The following is a 22,751-nucleotide window of genomic DNA, read 5'->3' on the forward strand; positions in this document are numbered from 1 at the left end:
ACATCTGAACGCTCCCACCTGCCGCACAGTTGTGCGTCCCAAACCACTTCAAGCCCAAAAAAGCAGCCGGGCCGCAAACGGGGAGTCCCCCGGGCCCAGCCGCTTTTTATTGTCATTATAACCTAAGTACCGGTGAACAAAACCGCAAGTGCGTTATGGTGAAAGGTATTCGCAGCTTAACGCCTGCTCATTATTTCACCGTGCACTACCAGAACCGGCCTTGACTCCTGGATTACGCCGTTCCAGTGAGAGTGAATTGACCTCTCAGATCCGGCCGTAATTCTGTTTACCTTACGCCTGGCCGTGGCAGTTCTTATACTTCTTGCCGCTGCCGCATGGGCATGGATCGTTACGGCCAACCGTGGATTCCACATGCACCGGACGCTTCTCAGCAGGCTCTGCGTTGGTGGAGATCTTGTCTTCCTCCACTACCGATTGGCGCTCCTGATTCGTCTCGATGTGCGCCTTCATAATGTAGGTCGCCACTTCCTCCTGAATGTTCGCTGTCATAGCGTTGAACATCTCGAAGCCCTCGAATTGGTATTCGCGCAGCGGATCGGTACCGCCGTAAGCACGGAGGTGAATCCCCTGACGAAGCTGATCCATGGCGTCGATATGATCCATCCATTTGCTGTCTACGGAACGAAGCACAATGACCTTCTCGAATTCACGTACCAGCTCGGAGCCAAGACGTTCTTCACGTGCAGCATACTTCTCAAGTACACGGGCGAAGATGAATTCAATCATTTCCTCTACTTCTTTGCCCCACAGATCATCGCGGGTCAGCTCATTTTCTTCCAAAAGCTTGCTGTTCACATAATCCGCAACCTCTTGCAGCTCCCAGTTCTCCGGGATATCGTCACTGCAGTGTGCATTCACAATACGGTCGATAACCGGCTTGATCATTTCCACTACGATGTCTTTGATATTGTCCGACTCCAGAATTTCGCGGCGCTGCTTGTAGATAATCTCACGCTGCTGGTTCATGACGTCATCGTATTGCAATACGACTTTGCGGATGTCGAAGTTATTGCCTTCTACCCGCTTCTGGGCAGATTCAACAGCCTTGGTGATCATACGGCTCTCGATCGGCTGATCTTCCTCAAATCCTAGACGGTCCATCATGTTCAGCACATTGTCCGCACCGAAGCGCTTCATCAGCTCATCACCTAGGGACAGATAGAACTGTGTCGAACCCGGGTCGCCCTGGCGTCCGGCACGGCCGCGAAGCTGGTTATCAATCCGGCGTGATTCATGGCGTTCTGTACCAATAATATGCAGGCCGCCAACATCGGTTACCCCTTCGCCCAGTACGATATCCGTACCGCGTCCAGCCATGTTCGTGGCAATCGTTACGGTTCCCGGCTGACCGGCATAAGAGATAATTTCGGCTTCAGCAGCATGATGCTTCGCATTCAGCACCTGGTGTCTTACACCCTTGCGCTTCAGCATTTCCGATACGCGTTCAGAGTTCTCAATCGATACCGTACCTACCAGCACCGGCTGATTCTTCTTGTGGCGTTCCACAATTTCAGCGACAACAGCGTTGAACTTGCCGTTCTCGCTTTTGTAGACCACATCCGGCATATCAATACGCTGATTCGGCTTATTCGTAGGAACCTGAAGAACCTCAAGACCATAGATCTTCTTGAATTCCTCTTCTTCCGTCTTCGCAGTACCCGTCATGCCGCCTAGCTTGCGGTACATCCGGAAGTAGTTCTGGAAGGTGATAGTAGCCAGCGTCATACTCTCATTCTGGACTTCAATCTCTTCCTTCGCTTCAATCGCCTGGTGCAGCCCGTCGCTGTAACGACGTCCCTGCATCAGACGGCCGGTGAACTCATCGACGATCATAACCTCGTCTTCATTCACCACATAATCGACATCCCGGCGCATAATAGCGTTCGCCTTCAAGGCCTGTACAATATGATGGTTCAAGGTAACATGGCTATGGTCATACAGATTCTCTATCCCAAAAGCACGCTCAGCCGTAGCCACGCCCTTCTCCGTAAGCGCTACAGACTTCACCTTGATATCCACGGTGTAATCCTCTTCGGCAGTCAGCTTCTTCACGAAACGGTCTGCTGCATAGTACAGCTCCGTCGATTTCTCAGCCTGGCCGGAGATGATCAGAGGAGTACGCGCTTCATCAATAAGGATGGAATCGACTTCGTCAATAATACAGAAGTAGAGCGGGCGCTGTACCATCTGTTCCTTATAGAGCACCATGTTGTCGCGCAGATAGTCGAACCCGAATTCATTATTCGTGCCGTACGTAATATCGCAGGCATATGCCGCTTGTTTATCATTATGGTCCATGCCGTTCAGGTTGACCCCAACGCTCATGCCCAGAAAGTTATAGATTTGTCCCATTTGCGCACTGTCGCGCTGAGCCAGATAATCATTTACGGTGACGACATGCACGCCTTTACCCAGCAGCGCATTCAAATACACCGGCAGCGTTCCAACCAGTGTCTTGCCTTCCCCGGTCTTCATCTCGGAGATCCGGCCTTCATGCAGCGCCATACCCCCAACCAGCTGAACGTCAAAATGCCGCATGCCCAGCGTCCGTTTGGAAGCTTCGCGTACGGTAGCAAAGGCCTCAGGAAGAATCTCTTCCAGGGTTTCACCTTTCTCGATACGGGCGCGGAATTCCGCTGTCTTCGCCTGCAGCTCTTCATCCGTAAGCGATACGAAATCCGGCTCCAGCCCATTAATTACTTCGACCGTCTTCATGAGACGTTTGACATCCCGTTCATTAGTGTCGCCAAATATTTTCTTAACAAGTCCTAGCATGGTTAACCCCTTTCATGCAACACAGATGGTGGAACCGAGCCCATCCTCATAGATTGAAAGGGCCATATATGATTTCGATTCCGCTGCTTCATAAATTGTAACAGTTTGTAAGAGAAGCCGCAATACAAGCCGCCCTAACCTTATTCTGTATAATCCCCTTACATGAGGACAGAAGATGGCATTTTAATGAAACTTCTATATATACGCACAAGAGCCCTATTCGCTTCAGGCGAATAGGGACTCGTCTAATTGTCCACGTTAGGCTGAACCGAAGCCCTTGCTTATTCCAACAATTCCCGGTCCAGAGGTTAGTTCTGCTCGATCAGACCGTACTTCCCGTCATCGCGTTTGTATACTACGCTAACTTCGGAAGTGTCAATGTTGGAGAACACGAAGAACGTATGTCCAATCATGTTCATTTGCAGAATCGCTTCTTCCACATCCATAGGCTTCAAGGTGAACCGTTTGTTCCGCACAACCTCAAGATCATCATAATCCTGTTCCTGCTCTTCAACAGCTACGGCGCTACCCGAACCTTCAACGAACAAGGTCTTCAGGCTGCCTTCCTGACGGAACTTGCGATTAAGCTTAGTCTTGTGCTTGCGGATCTGACGTTCCAGCTTGTCCACTACGGCATCGATGGATGCATACATATCATCGCTGCGGTCTTCCGCACGAAGCGTCACACCAGCTAGAGGAATTGTCACTTCCACCGTATGAAGGCCGCGAACGACGCCAAGCGTCACATATCCTTCAGAGGTAGGGGGTGCTTCGAAATACTTCTCAAGTCTGCTGAGCTTCTTATCAACATAGTCTCTCAAAGCGTCGGTCACTTCAATTTGTTGACCTCGAATGCTGAATTTCATAAGGCACTCCTCCTTTGTTTACTTTTCCATTATAGCAAATTGTCAGGGCTAAGTAAAAAACAAATCATGACAGACTTTACATTCACCTAACAATAGATGTAACAGACCTGCCGTAACAACAAACGGTCCGGCTCGAGCATAAAGCCGCCCTCGCCGGACCGAATACTGATTGCTGTATTATTTCACGGTGAAGCCTGGATTATGAATGATTGCATTCATCAAGATTACTGATTAGTGTGAATACGCAGAAGCTCTACAGGTGACAAGGTACCATTAGCATCCGTGATAAAGAAGACTTTATACGCTGTATTGGCAGTGAGTCCAGTCAGGTTAATGCTGTGTTTCACAACTGGATTACCTGTAAGAGTACCAGCCCAAGGCGCTATTAATGTAGCACCCGTACTGTTCTGTGCGTTAGCAATCTGCATTGCCGTTGGATCAGCTTCTGTTGCCTTAACCACCACATATTTCAGAGGGGTTACTGGTGTACCCGTCTGCCCGTAAGAAGCATATACATCGGCAGTCGCCGTTGTTACATTGGTGATCCCAACCTGAGCGACCGACCATGCGCTGCCTGGTGCTGTTTTCAATTGAAGCGGCGTTACGCCGGACCAGTTACCAGAAGCGTCAGCCAGGGCAACGTAAACGGTATAATCCGTATTTGCAGTCAGACCATACACCGAGAAAGCAACGGATGTGCCGCCAGTAGCCGCAACTTGGCCGAAATGAACGCCTGCTGTTGTAGCATTAATCAGTCCGTCTTTCACTTGTGCTGCAGTTGGTGCGGTTACGTTCATGCTGTATGGAGCAACTACATAATACACGGCTCCTGTTACAGAAGGCGTAACATATACATCAGCGGTAACAGAACCTACATGGCCGTAAGTCACGTTGCTTACAGACGGCAAGGTAACGCTACCGCCTCCGCCAGTGCCGCCACCACTACCGCCGCCAGGAGCTGGAGTAGCTGTTGGGCTGGTGCTTGGCACAGGTGTTGCAGAAGGAGCCGGTGTTGCTGTCGGTGCTGGTGTAGGCGTTACTCCGCCTGTAGCCGGCTTATGCACAACTGAGTTGCTTATAATTCCCACCGCTTCGGCACGGGTAAGGGATTTCTTCGGACCGAAGGTTCCGTCAGGATAACCGTTAATGATCTTCTTCTCAGCCGCTGAGGCTACGGCCACCTTGGCCCAAGCTGCGATCTGAGCATTATCCTTGAACTTAAGCGGAGTAGAGCTTGTACTCAGCTTAAGCAGCTTGGCAGCAATAACTGCTGCTTCCTGCCGGGTGAGCGGGTTGTTGGCCCGGAAGGTATTATTCTCATAACCGCCAATATAACCGGCCTTCACAGCTTTAGCCACTTCACTGTAGACCCAATTGGATTTCTTCACATCCGTGAAGTTAAGAGTAGCTGCTTCGGTGAACCCGAACAGACGATTTATCAGTGCCACATATTCACCACGGGTAATTGCCTTATTCGGCTTAACCGTTCCGTCAGGATAACCACCCAGGTATCCTTTATCCAGCCAGCTCTGCAGTTGTTTTTGCGCCCAGTGTCCTTGAATATCCTTCGGTGCAGGCGCTGCGGATACACTTCCCAGTGATCCAAGCAGCATTGAAATTCCCAGTACTCCGGCCGTAAGGCCACGCCACAATTTCTTCATTCTTTTGTTCATCCTCCTGTGATTTTGATGGGCATAGGCTTCACTGCATGACTTCTTACCAAAAGATCTTTCGGAAGCATACGCCTAAGCAATAATGAGAGTGCAGACTAGGCAACAAAAAAGCCCAACGGTTTCTATTACCCATAATCTGGAGGATGTTAACATTTTTCTGTAACTAATTTTTACAAAGTGTCCAATTTCGGACTCATTTCGAGTCGGAATATAGGATATTTATTAGAAATATGTAAAATTCCCTCGCGATCTCAAAACCTTCAACTCCATATACACCTTATCCCTAACAGGCAGTAATCGTTATTTACAGCCACAATAAAAAAGACCCGGGGAAGATACCCAGGGTCTAACGCTAGCGTTGTCTCAATTGCTAACCATCTACCATATATGTAGGTCGGCTTCGCCGGATGATTATAATTTGATGACGTTAGCTGCTTGTGGTCCGCGTGCGCCTTCAACGATATCGAACTCTACGGATTGGCCTTCATCCAAAGTCTTGAAACCGTCAGTTTGAATCGCGGAAAAGTGTACGAATACGTCGCCACCATCGGAAGTTTCGATAAAACCATAACCTTTTTCTGCGTTAAACCATTTAACTTTACCTTCCATTGACTAAACATTCCCTTCGTCATCAGATGAACGTGAGTCTTGCTCACAATTCGACTATACCACCGCAGCTTCTCTATTGTCAATTGGAATAGTAAATGATTACTTTCAATAATTTACCAGAGCACAATCGGCATGAGGAATGGATAGAATTCGGTAATATAAGTTACAAAAAAAGGAGCAGACGCTTGTAAATACCCGTCCACTCCCCTATTGAAACAGGAGAAATCTATTATTTTCTGTTTATTTTTTGCGATCCATCAGGAAGCTATCCGGGGTGTAAGCCGTCTCGTAGGCATTGCGCTGGATTTTGGCTTGGCCGCGCTTCTGGAGGAAGTCTTGGGCTTCCTGGCGGAGGGCGTTCATCCGGTCCAGCAATTCATTATCATGTGACAAAATACGATTAATTTCCTGCTTTTGTGCAGGAGTTGCCGGACAAACTCCGACCTCTTGTGTGATTGAATCGACAAGCTTCTGCCGCTCCTCTACGAAGTCTTCAAGCTCCTCATAGGTTGCATCCTGAAGCCGGTCCATCATCTCCCCAGTCAGCCGATCCAAGTTACGGATAAGCTCATCCATTCGCAATCTCAGTCTGGCTGGCCGCCAGCTTGGAAGCCTGTAGCCAGGTCTCACGGAGATCTGTAAGGTAGCCGATGGCTTCTTCAGCCTTCTCGGGGTTCTTCTGGATGTTGGCCTGAATTAACAGGTAGTTCGTATATTCGTAAAGGGAGTAGAGTCCCTTCGAGACTTCAATAGAGTGATCCAACGTACTCATCAACTCACTGATGATGGTCTGAGCCTTGCCAAAGTTCAAATTGGACTTCTCCAAATCCTGCTTGTTCAACCCGTCCACCGCAGTCTTCACGAAGCGAATGGCCCCATCATACAGCATAATCACGAGTTGCGCAGGTGTTGAAGTCTGGACAGAAGACTGGCGGTATTTATCATAAGGAGATTTAATCAAATTGGTCACCCTCTATTGTGAAATGTTCTTATTTGCCGGTGGAGAATAGGCTGTTGGACTGGGATTGCAGCTTGTTCATGGCGGTTTCCATGGCGGTGAATTGTTTGTAGTAACGGGTCTCTGTGTTATTTAACATCGTGGTCATGACATTGAGCCGCGAGTTGTATAACTTCATTTTCTTACCCATCACACTTTCTTCCTTAAACGTACTGGTAAGATCCATGGAGTATCTGTTCGTGCCTGCCCGCTCCGATAGTTTCTCGATGGTCGATGTGATTTTGTCAGCCATTTTGTCGAAAATCCCCTCTTTGGGGGCACTGGCAGGGCCTTGCAGCAGATCCATAGCGAGCTGCGGATTCGCATTGATCGCCGTATTCAGCTTCTCCTCATTAATCACAAGCTTGCCGTTCGACATATAATTCCCGGTCGTAATGCCTAGGGTGCTTAACGGCCCTAGTTTATCACTTATAATACTGCGCATTTCAGACAATACGGACTTGATAATATCATCGTTCTTGAGCAACCCGCTCTGTGCCTTCTCGGTCCAGGTTTTGACGTCAGCCTCTTTCATTTCAGCCTTCTGCGCATCCGTCAGCGGCCTGAAATCACGATATTTGGCTTCGTCAATCTTGGAATTTAGGGCTAGGATCAGGCTGTTATAATCTTCAACGAAGCTCTTGATGGACTCAACGGCTTTGCTAGAATCGGTCTGTGTTTTGATGATGACAGGCTCATCTGCTTTGGTAACCTCCAGCAACGTGAGCTGGACGCCGTTAATGGTAAACGTATTGCTGGTTACATTATCAATATCCACATTATTAATATTGACTTTACCATTCTCGCCTGTGATAGTCTTGGTAATCGAATTGTCATCTGACGGGTTTGACTTCATCCCGTTGAAGAGCTTCATGAAGCCGTAGGAGTTGCCACTCAGATTGACAGCCCCTTTCGGATTACCAGGATTATCTACTATCCCGACTAGCTTCAAAGTGCCATCCGTAGTAAATTCTGCTGTCACTTTGGCATCGGTATCTGCATTTATCTTATCAACAATATTCTTAATGGTATCCGAACCTTTGAACGTAAACGCTTTGCCGTTAATACTAAATGTAATGTCCTTCACTTCATCATCGGTCAGAACAGAATTATTAAGCTGGTTCGTAAGCTGCGTCAATGTAGTATCATTGGTAGCACCTGTAACCTTATTAGTCTCAGCTACCTTCTTCGTAGAGAATAACCCAAGAACAGTGTTGCTGCTGGCAGGGGTACCCATCGTTACCGCACCATCTTTGCCGCCCGTTTTGGAGGCGATGGTCAGCTTTCCGGTAATTTCATCATAACTAGCGATCGCATTAGCCTTCTCAGAAGAATTAATCGTTGCGACCAGCGTCGAGATCGAGGTCATGCCGTTGAATAGGGATTTCCCCTCCTTATCCTTGAAGGTCTCGCCGTTGATGCTGATGTCGAAGCCCTTCTTCAGGTATTCCTCCATATCCAGACCTCGCATGCTTCCAAGGTCAACGCCATCAAGTGCAGCCAAGGAGGTCGTAGCCGGTATGCCTTGTCCTAATCCGGATGTCTCATATGTAGTTCTTGTTGCCAGCTTTGTGACCTTAACAGTCATCTCCTGGCCAGTTGCCGTTGACATCGCCTCTGCCTTAAGGGCGGTAGTATTACCGCTCAGCACAGCCTTCTGGGCATTCAGCGCTGCGTCTCTGCCATATTTGGTAACTAGTTTATTGGTCCGGAAGTCGTATAGCTTACTGTTCATCTCCCGGTAGCTCTCACGCGTCCATTGCAGGATCTGCTTGTCCTGATTAAGCTTGTCCAGCGGCACCCGCTTGGCAGCCATCATACTCTTCACCATACTATCGATATCCATACCTGAGAATCCATTGACCCGAGTAACCAAAACAGCACCTCCTCTACTAAATCTTCTCGTCTATAAGAATACCAGCAAGCTCCATCATATTCGCCACCAGATCCAGCGTCTTCTCCCGGGGAACTTCACGTATTAACTCACCAGTATCTTTGTTAAGAACCTTCACCATAATGTCATGTGTCTTCTCGTGGATGCTGATCTCCAGCGTGGTCTGGGGGCCCTGCAATGATTTCACTGCCCGTTCTATGGTGCGGATCAGCTGTTCCTCACCTACTGACACACTCGCTCCCTGTTTCTCCTTCAGGCTCATATCCTTAACATCCCGGATGCCCGATGCTTGATCTACAGGCGCCACTGAAATGGTACTGGACGGTACTGCCTCTGGCTTACCCTGTCCACTTGCTGTCGTACTAGCAGTTAGCGAAAACTGTACGTTCATTAACCCCGACCTCCACCAACACTCATTTTTATACTTTATATATCGGTTACATTCAGGGATAATTTAGGACTTACCAAAGATAAACATAGAAATATCAAGTATTAATAGAGTTTTCGTGGAAAAGTAAGAGCTTAGGGCGACAAAAAAAGCTCCGGGAAAATCCCGGAGCTTGAAGATGTAATATGTTTGAGGATGACTTGAAATTAACGAAGCAATTGCAGAACGCCTTGTGGCTGTTGGTTAGCCTGAGCCAACATAGCTTGTGCAGCCTGTGCAAGGATGTTGTTCTTCGTTTGTTGCATCATTTCTTTAGCCATATCAACGTCACGGATACGGGATTCAGCAGCCGTCAGATTCTCGGAAGCTGTTCCCAAGTTGTTGATAGTGTGTTCCAGACGGTTCTGAGTCGCACCCAGCTTAGAACGTTCGCTGGATACAGAAGCAGTTGCTTTGTCAAGAATTGCGATTGCCGCAGCCGCGCCTTCTTTGGTAGCAATGTTCAGTGCAGCTTCGCCCTTCACATCGTTAGTTCCGTCAGTAACTGTGTTAGTTGCTGTGAAACCAGCATCGCCAGCTTTACCAGTGATACCCAGAGCTTTGGAACGCATGTCTTTAATTTCAAGGCTCATGGATTGGCCAGTGTTAGCACCGATTTGGAAGGAAGTTTTGAAGGCTTCTTGTACTCCGCCGTCTTTAATTTCAATAGAATCGCCAGCTGTACCTGCAACAGCGGCACTGATAACTAATTTCTGTGCATCAGCACCAGTTGTGGCTTTTTGAGTAATCTCAACACCATCAACATTCTTGGACAATTGGGCTGCGATATTCTTTACCAATTCATTTACTTTATTAGCAGCTGTATCTGATGCCAAAGCGGTACTGATGTTTACACCGATACCATCGCCTTTGTAAGCACCATCATTAGCGTTGTAGAATTCTACTTGCTTACCGTTAATAGTAAGTCCAGTTCCAACCAATTTCTTGATGTTAGCATCAGTAGCTGTCGCATTTTCTGCTGCAGTACCTGCAGTAGCAACTAAGGAAGCAAAGTCGAGTTCTTTAGTAGATGCAGTTGCTGCAACATCTTTACCTACAACTGCTACTGTTACTGGAGCAGTTGCACCAGTTGCACTTGCTGTACCAGTAGAAATATTACCTTTTGCTCCATCAAAAGCACCATCTTTAACAGCTTCAATAATTACTTGTCCAGCCGTACCAGTAGTTACTTTGTAGTTACCTTTTAATGTATCGTTTTTGTCAATCATTGCCTGCAATGCATCTTTAACGGAGGTCTCCAAGCTAGTACCAGCCAAAGTTCCTCCACCAATTGCTACTGTAGCAGAATTAGCTTTAGCAGAATCAGCAGTGTAAGCAGCTGTTGTCCCCGTTGCATTACCATCATCAGCAAAGTTAATTGAAAGCTCTTCGCCGTTAATAGTGTACTTTAAAGTTTCACCATCAACGAAGTTGTCTGCATCCAAAGTGTCAGTAACCTTAGCTTGAATGGTCGAAGCATCTGTTCCACTTGTAAGTTTACCTGCTACTCCCGCAACACCAGTGCCTTTAAGGTTCGCTTTCCCATCACCCTGCAACAATTTCTGAGTGTTGAACTCAGTTGTATTACCGATACGGTTGATTTCGGAAGTCAGTGCGTTCATTTCATCTTGCAGCGCTTGACGGTCGGAATCCGTGTTGGTTCCGTTCGCGGATTGGTTCGCGATTTCGCGTTGACGTTGCAGGATGCTGTGAGTTTCGTTCAAAGCACCTTCAGCTGTCTGGATCAAAGAGATACCATCTTGAGCATTACGGGAAGCCTGATCCAGACCGCGGATCTGACCGCGCATTTTTTCGGAGATTGCCAGACCGGCAGCATCGTCACCAGCACGGTTGATGCGAAGACCGGAAGACAGCTTCTCAATATTTTTGTTCGTGTTGGCAGTGTTGATGGACAATTGGCGGTGAGTGTTCAACGCCGGTACGTTGTGGTTAATAATCATTTGATATTTCCTCCCTGAAATTGAGTTAGTTCCACATCCATGTGGTAAGCACTGAACCATTAAGGTCGGCCGCCCTGCCGGCTCAATGCCTAATACATATATCGACGGCTTGGCCCTAACTGTTTAGATCTTTTTTTCTTTTTTTAATTTTTTTTTGATTCTTTACAATGATTACAAAAAACGGTCACAAAGAAACCCGAGCCACATAAGCGGACTCAGGTTCATAAATATATCTTTTTATTCTTAAAAGACTACCTTAAGATTTCGATCCGCGAAGACGGTGTATCAAGGCATTCAAGTCTGATGGTTGTGGCGCCACTGACTCACGGTTAGATTCCTGTATCGATAAGTAGACCTCTTTGCGGAAGATATCCACGTGCTTCGGTGCGGAGATCCCTACTTTTACGGTGTCGCCGTCTACACTCAGAATCGTGAGTTCAATCTGATCCTGGATGACGATGGTCTCCCCTTTTTTGCGGGACAGTACGAGCATATTAACCCCCATCCTTTCCATCAGTCACTAACTGCTCTTGCAGCAGACTGTGCTTAGTATGATATGAGGTGCGGTGTATTACAATCTGCTTCCCGGTCAATCCGCTAGGATTGAAGATAATAGGTGCTAACAAATTAATGGTGGAAGCTTCTACTTGTTCCTTCAGAGTAACAATACAGCGGACAACCACATCAGATTCGATCCCGAGTTCTTCTGCTTCATCATCCGGAAGTTCAAATTCATAAGAAGGATAGAATGTAAAAGGGTCAGCAAGCAAAAACGAATGGCCTCGCTCCTTAACGGATTGCAATACCCAAAACGGAGACTCCTCCAGAGCCACAAGCGCAAAGTCTGCTTCTTCATCAAACCCTGGAATCCCTTTGGCGAAGTGGAACACCTGATCCTCCCTAACTTCAAGTGTACCCATGGATAGCGTTTCTATAATCAAGTTATTCACTCCTTATTATTCTGACTGTTGTAAGATAACAGAAAAGCTATAGAAGTGCCTTGAGCACATCCATAGCTTATTACAATTACATTTGCACATTCAATTCCGGTGGAATAAACTGCACAGAAGCATATTGTTGCATATAAATATCAAGCTTGCCGCGTGTATATTCCGTCTCCGGGCGGTGTCTTTCCACCTGAATATCAACTGTGGCGGGTCTGAAATTAATTTCTGGGGCCCTTGCTTCGTAACGCAAATCCACATTATCATATGACGCCGGGCCACAAGGCTCTGGAAAAGAATTCGGTTCGGTATCTGTTCCGTAGATCTCAGCAATGCTGTTACCGGGCTTGAAAAATTCAGCCATACGCGTGCCTTGCTCGACTCTGCGGGCAATGGCCTGAAGATACAACTGCTGAATTCCCGAGTAGATTCTACGGTTCATATCCAGCACACTCCCCCCATTATAGGCGGCGCGTGCCCTGGTCTGGTCAATGCTAAGCTCTGGAGGTGTAGATTGAACGCTTAGCTCACCGGGTGTTGTCGTGATATTGATGTCTGCCTTAGGTTGAGTTATAGAGAATGACCCAAGATCCGCATCAATACCGATCCGCGCAGGTGTCTGTCGAATTTGCAATATAGACTGCATCAACAAGAACCACCTCCGTTATCGGATAAAATCTACAAGGGTTGTAGAGATAATCTTCGCTCCCACAGACAGCGAGGCATTGTAGATATTCTCCTGGATCTTCGACTGCATGATCAGACCTTCATAATCGGCATCCTCTGTCTTAGCCTGAAGATCGGTCAAGTTAATGTTCAGATCGCTTAAGCGGTCCTGCATCAGCTCAACGCGGTTAGTCTTGGCTCCAATTTCAGAACGTGCGGATAAAATCGTCTCGGTGCGGGTATCGATTTTATCAAGCTGGCTGGAAATACCTGTGATATTCCCGGCCTTCAAGGCAGATGAAAGATTATTGATTAATGAAAAGATATTATCTGATTCACCGGTGTTACCAAATACCGAATTTCCGGTTAAATTGATCGGCATTTGAACCCCTTCACCGACAATGTACTGAATTTGCCCGGCGTCCGTTATAACCTCCTGTGAGGTGTCATAGGTGCCGTCAGCTCCCTTGGCAAAATCATAAGGCTTCGTGGTGTACTGCTCACCATTGAAAATATACTTTCCATTCAGCTTACTGTTCGCTATATCCACCAGCTGTTCTTTGAGCTGCATCACTTCTTCATTAATACTGTCCAGAGCGGACTGTGGATTACTGCCGGTAGAGGCTTGTACAGTCAAATCCCGCAGACGTTGAATTACATCCCCCGCCTGGCCCAATACCGTATCGTTATAATCCAGCCAAGACAGCGCGCTGTCCACGTTCTTCGTGTACTGCTCGTTGGAGGACAGCTCGGCGCGGTAACGGAGGGAATAGGTGATGCCTACCGGGTCGTCGGAGGGCTTGTTGATTTTGCGGCCGCTGGCCAGCTGGAGCTGGGTGTCGTTCATGGTACGTGCATTGCGGTTCAAGTTAAGCAGCAGCTGTGAGCTCATCATATTGGAGGTGACTCTGATCATGGTATGGCCTCCTTATCTTCCGACTGTGCCGGTAGAATTAATCAATTTATCAAGCAGTTCATCATAGGTGGTCATGAAACGCGCAGCAGCACTGTAGGCATGCTGGAACACGAGCATATTGGACATTTCTTCATCCAGCGACACACCGCTTACGGATTGGCGGCGGGAATTGACTTGCTCCACCAGGTAATCGGCGTTACTCGCCTGACGTGTGGCCTCTTGGGATTGGATACCCAATTGTCCAACCATGGAGCTGAGATAGGACCCGACTGTACCCGTCTTAGTGCCATCTGCTGTAGCAAAAGTATTGTTATCCTTCATATTGCTGAACAGCAGTGCCAGTGTGTTATTCCCTTTTACTACGGATACATTACCTGAGGTGTCTGTAGTAGTCCGCAAGGAAGTAGCAAACAGCGTGGGATCAGCAGCGATTTCCGGATTCAGCTTGAGATTGGCAGCAGTGATCGCTTCCCCGGCTACCGCAGAGGTGAAGAACGGCCTGCCCGAAGTGCCATTCAATGCATAACCCAGCTGGTGGAGGCCATTCAGACCTTTGACTGTTGTTTTTAGATCACCCGGCAACGGGATAGGTACCGCGCTTCCTGCTGAAAGAGTTGTTTTGGTGCCATCCGCATTAATGATCTCTGAATCCTTGAGCACAGTCGTTCCTGCGGGCAGATTAGAGCCTGACGGTATGGTCACCTGCACTTCACCATTGGCTATGGTATTGGCCATTGTGTCGAGCTGCTTCCTGTAATCTGCTACATAAGTGTTTTTGGAGAAAAGCATCCCATAAGCTTCACCGGCCTTCAAATCACCGGAGGCGAAAGCGGTATTAAGAAACGTACTGTCCACAGCCGCAGTTACGGTTGCTCCTTGAACTAGAGGCTGCGTGCCCAGAGAGATGTTATATCCGGCATCTGTATCCAGAATGGTGATATTCGCAATCTTGGACAGCTTGTCTGTCAACAGGTCGCGCTGGTCGCGCAGATCATTGGCTTTGTCACCCATGCCTTCTATCTTGGAGATGGATTGATTGAGGTCAGCGATAGAGCTGAGGTAGCTCTGGATCTCTTTTCCTTTAACGTCAATGTTGGTGCTTAGATCACGGTCCAGATTACTGAGCTGAGTACTCATATAGTTCATGGCATCCGTGAGGGCCTGAGCTGTCTGCACGACGATCTTGCGGGCTGTGGGATCTTCCGGGTTCTTACTGAGGTCCGACCAGGATTTCCAGAAGTTATCCAGTACGATACGGACACCGGTATCTGAAGGCTCATTCACGATCGCTTCCAGCTTATCTAAGGTATCCGACTGAATGCTCCAGTTCCCGCTTGCCGAGTTCTCCCCGCGGAACTGATCGTCCAGGAACATCTCACGAATCCGCTCAATGGAACTGAATTCAACCCCTGTTCCCAGTTGCCCAGGCATCGTCGAGTTATTCATACCATAGGCTTCAATCGGGATGGCTGCCTTCATATTCACACGCTGGCGGGTGTATCCCTCCGTGTTGGCGTTGGCAATGTTGTGGCCGGTGGTGTTAAGCGCCGCTGTCTGGGTAAACAGGCTTCGTCTTGCGGTCTCGATGGAGTGGAATGTGGATGTCATGCTACTTGTTCCTCCCTTGTGATTGCTGCGGTGGGCGCAGCTCAGCGGATAACCTGATTATCCACGGGCATCAAAAAGCCCCGGCCGAGTCACACTGCTGCCCTTGTCGGACGGATGATGGTATGTCATTTCCTGATTTGGTCTTCCGACCAGCAAATCCAGGGAATAATCTATAAAGGTAAGCGACTGCTCAATCAGCTTCTGGTTCAGCTCATTGGCCTTTTTTAATTGCTGCAATGTGCCGGACAGCTTCTGCTGAATCTGCAGCAGGCGCGATTTGTCATCGGGATCAAAGACAAGGCGGGACAGCTCGGTAAGATTCAGATTCAGATTGGAACGGATTCCAACCCCCTGCAAAAACTCGAAAGCCGCTTCTGCACGCCGTTCTTCCAGCTGTCCGATCACCTTCATCAGCTTGGACTCGCGGTTCAGGATATCAATAAGACCCTCTACCTTGTTGTCCATAATGGTCTGTTTCTTGACTGCGGCCAGATCCAGCATCTGCACATGCGCCTCGTCCAGCCGCTCAAGCAATTCTAATAATGTTGTAAGTGCCATGGGTGTTTTCACCTAATTCTCGGAGGATTGCTTAAAGTAGGGGGCGAGTGTCTCGGCGAGCTTGGCTGCGTCAACCTGGTAGGTACCTGCGGATACTTGCTGTTTCAGGCTCTCGATCTTGTTCGCACGTTCAGTGTCAATCTTCCCGCTCTTCTGTGCCTGAAGCAGCTTGATGGCCTCATCCGAAATCGATACCTCATCCTTGCGTGTACTCTTCTTCATCTGTTCCTGCCTTTGCGATTCCGCACTTCGCTGGTATGGATTAATCGCATTGATTCGTCCGGCATCGTTAATTTTCATAACTTCACCTTCCTTCTGTAATAAAAAAGCCGATAATCTTTACTAAGTTTATCGGCCCCTGTTGAAACATTCTTTATAGCTGCAAGCGTTTTTTTGCAGAATTGTTTAGTTGCGGAACTTGTCCACCGCGCGGTAAGCGCCATCCTGAGCCTTCTTGGGAGCGCTTGAGTCTGCATTATCCTTAGCCGCATTGGCCAGGTCCTTGGTCAGACGGCTGCGGCAGCTGTCACACATATGCCCTTCCCGGATCAGGGTTCCGCATACCTCGCAAGGGTACATCATATTGGGCGCATTGGCTATGGAAATCCGTCCCTCCCGAATAAAACGTGTGATTTCCTTGATGGAAATATCGGTGGCATCAGACAGTTCCTGTATGTTGGTGCCTCTATTTTTGCGTAAGTATTCTACACAGATTTCATATTCATGCTCTAGCTCTTTGATGCAGGGCTGGCACAGGTTCATCAGGTTCTTGACATATAACCGGCCGCATCTCGGACAATTGTCTACATTCATATCTACCGCGGCTCCCTTCTATCATTCTGCACAACTCATGAATCGCTTATGCTACTAAGATTACATGATCGCCGAAGATCCGTCTATGTTTAGTATCGGTCAGGGAAGCGGTTTTATTGAATTCTGGAGCAGCGGCAGCTGCTAGGAACGCGCCCAGGTCAGAGAGTAGATCTCAGCAGGGCAATTCAGGCTGCGGCAGAGCTGCTGAAGAGCTTCCGCACAGGCACGAATCGTACTTCCGGTAGTGTAGATATCATCGACAATGATGATTTGCAGAGGGTGCTGTTCAAGCTTGTGCGACGCTCGGGAATGCAGGTGTTCATTCAGACTTTGCAGAACCGCCGAATCTGTAGTCCCGGCAAAAGCATGCTTCATATCGGCCAGCCGCTCCCTTCTGCTTTTGAAGCTCTGCTTGGCAGTGTGATGGGTGCGGACCAGCAGCGGGAGCTGAGGGATTCCTCTGCGCAGGGATACTACTTCCGCCAGCCGCTCCGCCTGATTGAAGCCCCGCTCGGACAGGCGGACAGCGCTCACAGGCACAGGGACCAGCAAATCGGCTTGCCATAGGTTAGAACGCATACGAAGCTTTGAATGCCATATAGGGAATGGTTTACTAAAAAAGTTGCTTTGTAGCGCTTCATTTAGTTGTTGTCCACTCTGTTCTTGTTGCAGCAGCGCGTATGCCCTGTCCAGCATCAGACCGAGCAGGGGTGCGAGCCGCTCATTCCCTCTGTATTTATACTGGCCTAATATTTCACGCATTTCACTGGTGTAGGCTACTGCACTCCGGTTGCACACAATTGGTATGAGTGCATGGCTCCGGCTGCAATCGGGACAGCCTACATGACGCCCGCAGGTCTGGCACCGGGGAACACGTATCCATGGAATGCTGCTCTGGCAGTGCAGGCAGATCTCAGGCCATTCAGGGGAAGGGCAGCCTCTGCGGCCGCAAAACAGACATTCCGGCTGCGAAGGCGCGATTAGGGAGCGCATGGTAATCCTCCTTGTAAAATATGGTGTGTGGAGATCAAAAGTTCAGCATGTATAGCATTCAAAATGAGGGGAGCCGGGCATTCACAGCTATTTCCAAGGAATCCTCACAAAATCATTAAGACTTGAGATATCCCTGTCTGCGGGCGATTGCATTCATACTGCGGATCTGTGATATGGCGGCTCGCTGTGAGCGGCTCCACTCTGCTGAAGCGAAAATGACGTTGCCTGCCGGATCATCCTTGGAGCGGCCCGCCCGGCCCGCCATCTGCACCAAGGCTGCCTCATCGAATAGTCCGCTGTCTGCATCCAGAATAAATACATCACTATGCGGTACCGTAACCCCACGCTCCAGAATCGTTGTCGTTACCAGCAGGGAAATGGTGCAATCCCGGAACTTAAGCACCTTCTCTGCCCTGCCCGGATCTTGAGAGGAGGTTCCCTCAATCGAAATCCCGGGAAACATCCGCCGCAGAAGCTGCAGCAGTCCCTCAATGTGGACAATTCGTGAGACAAAGAGGAAGATCTGCGCCTTACGGTCAAGGGACCGCTGCAGTGCTGAACGCAGTCCTGCCGGAATTCTGCCCTGCTTCAGGCAACGATGAAGCGGCGGCATCCGGATATGGCGCGGAACCGGCAAGGGGTGGCCGTGAAAACGGACCGGGACCCTCGCATTCGGCAATCTGCCGGAGCGGGCATGACGCTGAAGCTCCGCAGGCGGCGTGGCGGAGAGTAGGATGAATCGTCCGCCGGGCTTGCAGACCTGCCTTGCAGCATAGTCCAGCATAGGATCGTTGTGATAGGGAAACGCATCGATCTCATCGATGATGACCAGATCGAAGGCCTGGTGAAACCGCAGCAGCTGGTGCGTGGTCGCCAGGGTGATCCGGCTGCGGCGCAAGCGGTCCTCGCTGCCTCCGTACAGCACGGCAGGGACATCCGCCGGGAAGGCTCTGGCCAGGCGCGGCGCAAGCTCCAGCACGACGTCGCGCCGCGGCGTGGCGATCAGCGCCCGGCCTCCGGCCGCGAGCGCCGCCTCCAGGAGCGGGAAGACCATCTCCGTCTTCCCCGCGCCCGTCACTGCCCAGAGTAGGAACCGCTCTGGGCCTCTTGCGGCGGAGCGCTTGCGCGGCTCCGCCAGGAACCCCAGCGCAGCAGCGGCGGCCGCCGCCTGCGCTGCGCTAAGCCCCCACCGGCGTGCCGCTACGGTGGGGGACACGCCGGCCGTGCAGCGCACGGCCGGCAGCGGTGCGCTGCGCAGCAGCAGCGCGCAAGCCCGGCTGCGCCCCAGTGCGAGGCAAGCCTCGCAATAGGCGCAGCCGGCAAGGCCGCACGCGGCGCAGGCCGTGCGGCCCGTGGGCACGCTGCCGCAGCGCAGGCAGCGCGGCACTTCGCGGCGGCGCAGGCCTAGCCGCGCACCCGCCTTGCCCTGGACGGCGGCTTCCAGTTGCAGCCGTCCCTGGAGATAGGCGAGCTGCGCCGCAGCCCGCCAATTCTCCGCCAGCTCCGGAAGCTGCTCGGCCACCAGTGCCTCTGCTTCACCCTGAAGCAGAGAGCACCCGTCCAGCGAAGCAACCAGCCGGTCAGCACCCGCTGCAAGTACCTCGAGCTCTTTCCTCCGTAAGCTCACCTGTTCGTTCCCTCGCCAGTTCTCCCTCCTACTTCCCCGCTCGATAACCCGTTCATTGTCTCGCCAACTCTCCCTCGTACTCCCCCATTCATTCTCCCTCTCCTCCGTCCCGCCGCTGTTCCTCCCACTCGCCCACTCGCTCCCCGGCTCCCCCCAATCACATCCCTCTCCAACCCTCAGCTCACCTCCCCCCACCTTCCGCTCCCCGTTCCAGCCCTCCCTCCGCTCATGCCCCCAGATCCCCTTGAATTCCCCACGCCCACTCCATCCCCTGTCCTCCGGCAGCTTATACACCTGAACCTCCTCAAAAGGCCACCCTGCGCCCCGTGCCCCTCCAGCAGCCCGCTCCGCCCGGATCTCCGCCTTCAAGAGAGCTGCGGCATATTTCCTCCAGGCTGCCTCATCCCAGCGCTGCATCTGGTTTGTGAACTGGCAGGCTGCTGCCAGCTTCACCGCCCAGCCCAGCGGCAGTGACCTTGAGAGCAGCACAACCCGGTCTGCCGATTGTCTTCTCTGGTCTGCCCGCTGACCTTTTCGTTCCGCCGCTTGGCTTTCCCCGTTTGCCACTTGACCTCCCCCTACTACCCAGCGCCCTCCCCACCCTCCCAGCCCCTCCGCCTCACCCGCCCACCATAATTCATCCACCGCCAGATTCAATGAAATCCGGGCCTGCCACTGTCCGCCCTGCGCCACCACATACACAGCCACCTTCATTCTCATCGCCTCCTTATCTTTTAGAGCACGCCAAAAAGCACACCGCCCCATTCCTGGAGAGTGTGCTTCACCCGTAACTTACATATTTAGCTGTCATTCGCCGGGCTTGGATGGGAATTTCCCGCTTCCCGGCAACCGCATCATCCGCAGCGGCAGCAGCGGCTCCTGCCCCCGCAGGTCTACCGTAACCCCCTGACGGAGTTCTGCCCTATCCGCGAGGCCGAAGAACGGCACCGCAGGTGCAAATTCAATAGAAGAGTTATGATAAGCCATCCGTGAGGCTACCGCCATGGTCCTGTCTTCTGAACCGTCATCCACCAAGGTGATCTGCAGGGGCCTGCCGATCCAGCAAGCATACACTGCAAAAACCCTGAGATACCACTCCACCACGGCCTCATGATTACGGGTAATCAGAATATAGTGAAGCCGCTTACCAGTCCGTGCTGCTGCCCGGGTCTCTTCCCGATGATGCAGGAGTTGAACAAGGGCTGCTGCGGATGCATAAATAGAGATAATCCAGATTAACTGGGCGATCATGAAGATGCACCTCCCTCTTATACCCACACTATATGCCGGTGATAAAAGGACGGTGACAGCCCATTAGCGCGGGAGCCCACCCGCCAGTTCAACTTAGGGTACATATTTAAGTTAGCATTTTGCAAAATTCGAATAGAGTGCGGACTGAAACAATACTATGGCTGCAGCTCTCAGCTGCATACAAGTTATGTACCGTTTATAAGGATCATTAGGATTCTCCAAAACGCTCAGTTAAAAGTTTATGAGGGAAGCTATAAAGTTACCCAGCCGTATTTGATAGAATTAATTACAGCCTGCGTACGGTCGTCCACTTCCATCTTTTGCAGAATACTGCTGACATGGTTTTTGACCGTCTTCTCACTGATAAACAGATATTCCCCAATCATCTTGTTACTCTTGCCCTCCGCCATCAACCGCAATACCTCTGCCTCGCGGCGGGTCAGCGGATTGTTATCGCCTGCAACGAATTTGACACCGGCTTCCTTCACGGCCGTCTCGGCCATAGCGCCAGTCTCGTTAAGGTACGTCATGCGCCGCAGCTGATTAATCAGCTTGCCGGTCACCTTCGGATGGATAAAAGCATGTCCCTCGCATACAGAGCGGATCGCATTAATCAGCGACTCGGCCTCCATATCCTTCAGCAGATACCCGTTCGCCCCCTTGCGCAGCGTCTCAAACACATAGCTTTCATCATCATGAATCGAGAGGATAATCACTTTGACATCCGGGAACATTTCACGGAGCTTTTGCGTAGCCTCCACGCCGTTCTCAATCGGCATATTGATATCCATCAGCACGATATCCGGCTTATTGCCGTTGCAGAATTCAAGCACCTGGATGCCGTCCCCGCATTCGCCAATGACCTCGATGTCATCCTCCATATTCAAAATACGTTTAAGCCCTTCACGAAACAATTGATGATCATCGGCCAAAAGAACTTTAATGGGCGCTTTGCCAGAGTTTTGGTTCTCCATCACATTACTCCTTTCCCTTTTCCACATTCGTCGGAATGTGAATTACGATTGTTGTGCCCTGGTTCTCGGCTGATTGTATTTCCATTCTTCCCTCCAGCAATTCCACGCGTTCGCGCATACCCACCAGACCGAAGCTTTCCCGGTTGGCTTGTTCACTGATTTTTTTCACATTGAAGCCTAAGCCATTGTCTTTCACGACAATCTTGATCAATTGAGCCTGATAAGTAATCTCTACCAGTACGTAGCTCGGATAAGCATGCTTCGCCGCATTGGACAGACCCTCCTGCACCAGCCGGTATACCGCCGCTTCCATTGCCGAGGACAAACGGTGCTCCTTCCCCCTGGTTTCAAAAGAGGTGCGGATCTTCGTCTTCTCCTCATAATCATGCACATACTTCCGCAGAGTCGGAATCAGCCCCAAATCATCAAGCGCCATCGGACGCAGGTTAAAAATCACCTTGCGCATTTCTTCCAGGCTGTATCTTACCTGCCCCTTTAAGTCTATTACTTCGGCTTGTACCAGCCCAAATTCCTGCTTTACCAGCATTCTTTCTACAATTTCCGTCCTTAGGACTAGATTCGCCAGCATTTGAGCAGGACCGTCATGAATTTCCCGGGCAATTCTTTTCCGTTCCTCTTCCTGAGCCAGGATTATTTTGAGTCCAATCATCTGGCGGTTCTTCGCAGATTCGACAATTCGCGTCACTTGACCTAGTTCTCCGGACAGATATTCCAGGACAACGCTCATTTGTGAACCAATCGATTCGGCACGTTCTACAGAATTTTCGACACTGCGAACCCGCATTTGAAGTTCATCGCGTCTGCTCCGCAGATAAGCCTCCCTCTCCCTGGTCATCATCAGCTCCAGCTGCAGCTCCGTCGCCTTCTCATAGGCAATCCGGATATCCTTCTCCGTGTAGCGGACAAAATCCCGGCTGACCTCTGTCAGCCGGATCCGGGAGCGGTGGTACTGCTGCTCCAGCTTGTCTACCTTTTGCAATGTTTCATCCGTTTCTTCCATGACCCGCTGCAGTTCTTTGTTGAGTGCAGCAAGCTCATCGCGTGCCACCTGCAATATTTCGAATATCTGATACTTGCTGCTCTCCATCACGTCGATGGTGTTTTTAATCACCCGATCTATCGCATCGGCTTGAAATTCCACGGATGCTTGCCCCATT

General features: G+C 50.2%; 22 protein-coding genes. All 22 read right to left on the minus strand.

The window, feature by feature from the left end:
* Positions 1–291: 291 nt before the first annotated feature.
* The gene (secA, locus tag NST69_RS28570) at positions 292–2,796 is read right to left on the minus strand and encodes a preprotein translocase subunit SecA (protein ID WP_342547745.1); all 2,505 of its coding nucleotides are present in this window, start codon (positions 2,794–2,796) and stop codon (positions 292–294) included.
* Between the two features lie 308 nt (positions 2,797–3,104).
* Positions 3,105–3,662, minus strand: a complete 558-nt coding sequence (raiA, locus tag NST69_RS28575; RefSeq protein ID WP_036721235.1) for a ribosome-associated translation inhibitor RaiA — start codon at positions 3,660–3,662, stop codon at positions 3,105–3,107.
* Positions 3,663–3,886: 224 nt separating this feature from the next.
* Positions 3,887–5,323 carry an S-layer homology domain-containing protein gene (locus NST69_RS28580; protein WP_342547747.1) on the minus strand — a complete coding sequence of 479 codons (1,437 nt, stop codon included), beginning with the start codon at positions 5,321–5,323 and terminating at the stop codon, positions 3,887–3,889.
* 423 nt (positions 5,324–5,746) lie between these two features.
* Positions 5,747–5,944 carry a cold shock domain-containing protein gene (locus NST69_RS28585; RefSeq protein ID WP_036721237.1) on the minus strand — a complete coding sequence of 66 codons (198 nt, stop codon included), beginning with the start codon at positions 5,942–5,944 and terminating at the stop codon, positions 5,747–5,749.
* 240 nt (positions 5,945–6,184) lie between these two features.
* The gene (locus NST69_RS28590) at positions 6,185–6,520 is read right to left on the minus strand and encodes a flagellar protein FliT (protein ID WP_342547749.1); all 336 of its coding nucleotides are present in this window, start codon (positions 6,518–6,520) and stop codon (positions 6,185–6,187) included.
* Entirely contained in the window at positions 6,513–6,905 is a 393-nt protein-coding gene (gene fliS, locus NST69_RS28595) for a flagellar export chaperone FliS (RefSeq protein WP_076080054.1), read from the minus strand. The genes NST69_RS28590 and fliS overlap by 8 nt, the downstream gene beginning before the upstream one ends.
* Before the next feature lie 28 nt (positions 6,906–6,933).
* The gene (gene fliD, locus NST69_RS28600; protein WP_342547750.1) at positions 6,934–8,817 is read right to left on the minus strand and encodes a flagellar filament capping protein FliD; all 1,884 of its coding nucleotides are present in this window, start codon (positions 8,815–8,817) and stop codon (positions 6,934–6,936) included.
* 16 nt (positions 8,818–8,833) lie between these two features.
* Entirely contained in the window at positions 8,834–9,226 is a 393-nt protein-coding gene (locus NST69_RS28605; RefSeq protein ID WP_342547751.1) for a flagellar protein FlaG, read from the minus strand.
* 203 nt (positions 9,227–9,429) lie between these two features.
* Entirely contained in the window at positions 9,430–11,223 is a 1,794-nt protein-coding gene (locus tag NST69_RS28610; RefSeq protein WP_342547752.1) for a flagellin, read from the minus strand.
* A gap of 256 nt (positions 11,224–11,479) precedes the next feature.
* A complete protein-coding gene (gene csrA, locus NST69_RS28615; protein ID WP_342547753.1) occupies positions 11,480–11,716 on the minus strand; it encodes a carbon storage regulator CsrA in 237 nt (78 codons plus the stop codon).
* Between the two features lies 1 nt (position 11,717).
* Positions 11,718–12,164, minus strand: a complete 447-nt coding sequence (locus tag NST69_RS28620) for a flagellar assembly protein FliW (RefSeq protein WP_342547754.1) — start codon at positions 12,162–12,164, stop codon at positions 11,718–11,720.
* A gap of 85 nt (positions 12,165–12,249) precedes the next feature.
* On the minus strand, positions 12,250–12,813 hold the full coding sequence (locus NST69_RS28625; RefSeq protein ID WP_342547755.1) for a DUF6470 family protein: 564 nt from the start codon (positions 12,811–12,813) through the stop codon (positions 12,250–12,252).
* An 18-nt stretch (positions 12,814–12,831) separates the two neighbouring features.
* A complete protein-coding gene (gene flgL / locus NST69_RS28630) occupies positions 12,832–13,749 on the minus strand; it encodes a flagellar hook-associated protein FlgL (RefSeq protein WP_341166806.1) in 918 nt (305 codons plus the stop codon).
* 12 nt (positions 13,750–13,761) lie between these two features.
* Positions 13,762–15,357 carry a flagellar hook-associated protein FlgK gene (gene flgK / locus NST69_RS28635; protein WP_342547756.1) on the minus strand — a complete coding sequence of 532 codons (1,596 nt, stop codon included), beginning with the start codon at positions 15,355–15,357 and terminating at the stop codon, positions 13,762–13,764.
* 57 nt (positions 15,358–15,414) lie between these two features.
* Entirely contained in the window at positions 15,415–15,915 is a 501-nt protein-coding gene (locus tag NST69_RS28640; RefSeq protein ID WP_076080047.1) for a flagellar protein FlgN, read from the minus strand.
* A 12-nt stretch (positions 15,916–15,927) separates the two neighbouring features.
* A complete protein-coding gene (flgM, locus tag NST69_RS28645) occupies positions 15,928–16,215 on the minus strand; it encodes a flagellar biosynthesis anti-sigma factor FlgM (protein ID WP_036694667.1) in 288 nt (95 codons plus the stop codon).
* Between the two features lie 105 nt (positions 16,216–16,320).
* Positions 16,321–16,728 carry a TIGR03826 family flagellar region protein gene (locus tag NST69_RS28650; RefSeq protein WP_340994714.1) on the minus strand — a complete coding sequence of 136 codons (408 nt, stop codon included), beginning with the start codon at positions 16,726–16,728 and terminating at the stop codon, positions 16,321–16,323.
* Between the two features lie 141 nt (positions 16,729–16,869).
* Positions 16,870–17,721, minus strand: a complete 852-nt coding sequence (locus NST69_RS28655) for a ComF family protein (protein WP_342547757.1) — start codon at positions 17,719–17,721, stop codon at positions 16,870–16,872.
* Positions 17,722–17,836: 115 nt separating this feature from the next.
* Positions 17,837–20,062 (minus strand): helicase-related protein, encoded by a 2,226-nt coding sequence (locus NST69_RS28660; protein WP_342547758.1) that lies wholly within the window; start codon positions 20,060–20,062, stop codon positions 17,837–17,839.
* 93 nt (positions 20,063–20,155) lie between these two features.
* Positions 20,156–20,599, minus strand: a complete 444-nt coding sequence (locus NST69_RS28665; RefSeq protein ID WP_342547759.1) for a hypothetical protein — start codon at positions 20,597–20,599, stop codon at positions 20,156–20,158.
* A gap of 251 nt (positions 20,600–20,850) precedes the next feature.
* Entirely contained in the window at positions 20,851–21,573 is a 723-nt protein-coding gene (locus tag NST69_RS28670; protein ID WP_036699238.1) for a response regulator transcription factor, read from the minus strand.
* Positions 21,574–21,577: 4 nt separating this feature from the next.
* The gene (locus NST69_RS28675) at positions 21,578–22,735 is read right to left on the minus strand and encodes a histidine kinase (protein WP_340751347.1); all 1,158 of its coding nucleotides are present in this window, start codon (positions 22,733–22,735) and stop codon (positions 21,578–21,580) included.
* Positions 22,736–22,751: the final 16 nt, after the last annotated feature.

Origin of the sequence: Paenibacillus sp. FSL P2-0089, from assembly GCF_038595095.1 — a bacterium.
Lineage (GTDB): Bacteria > Bacillota > Bacilli > Paenibacillales > Paenibacillaceae > Paenibacillus_AQ > Paenibacillus_AQ silagei.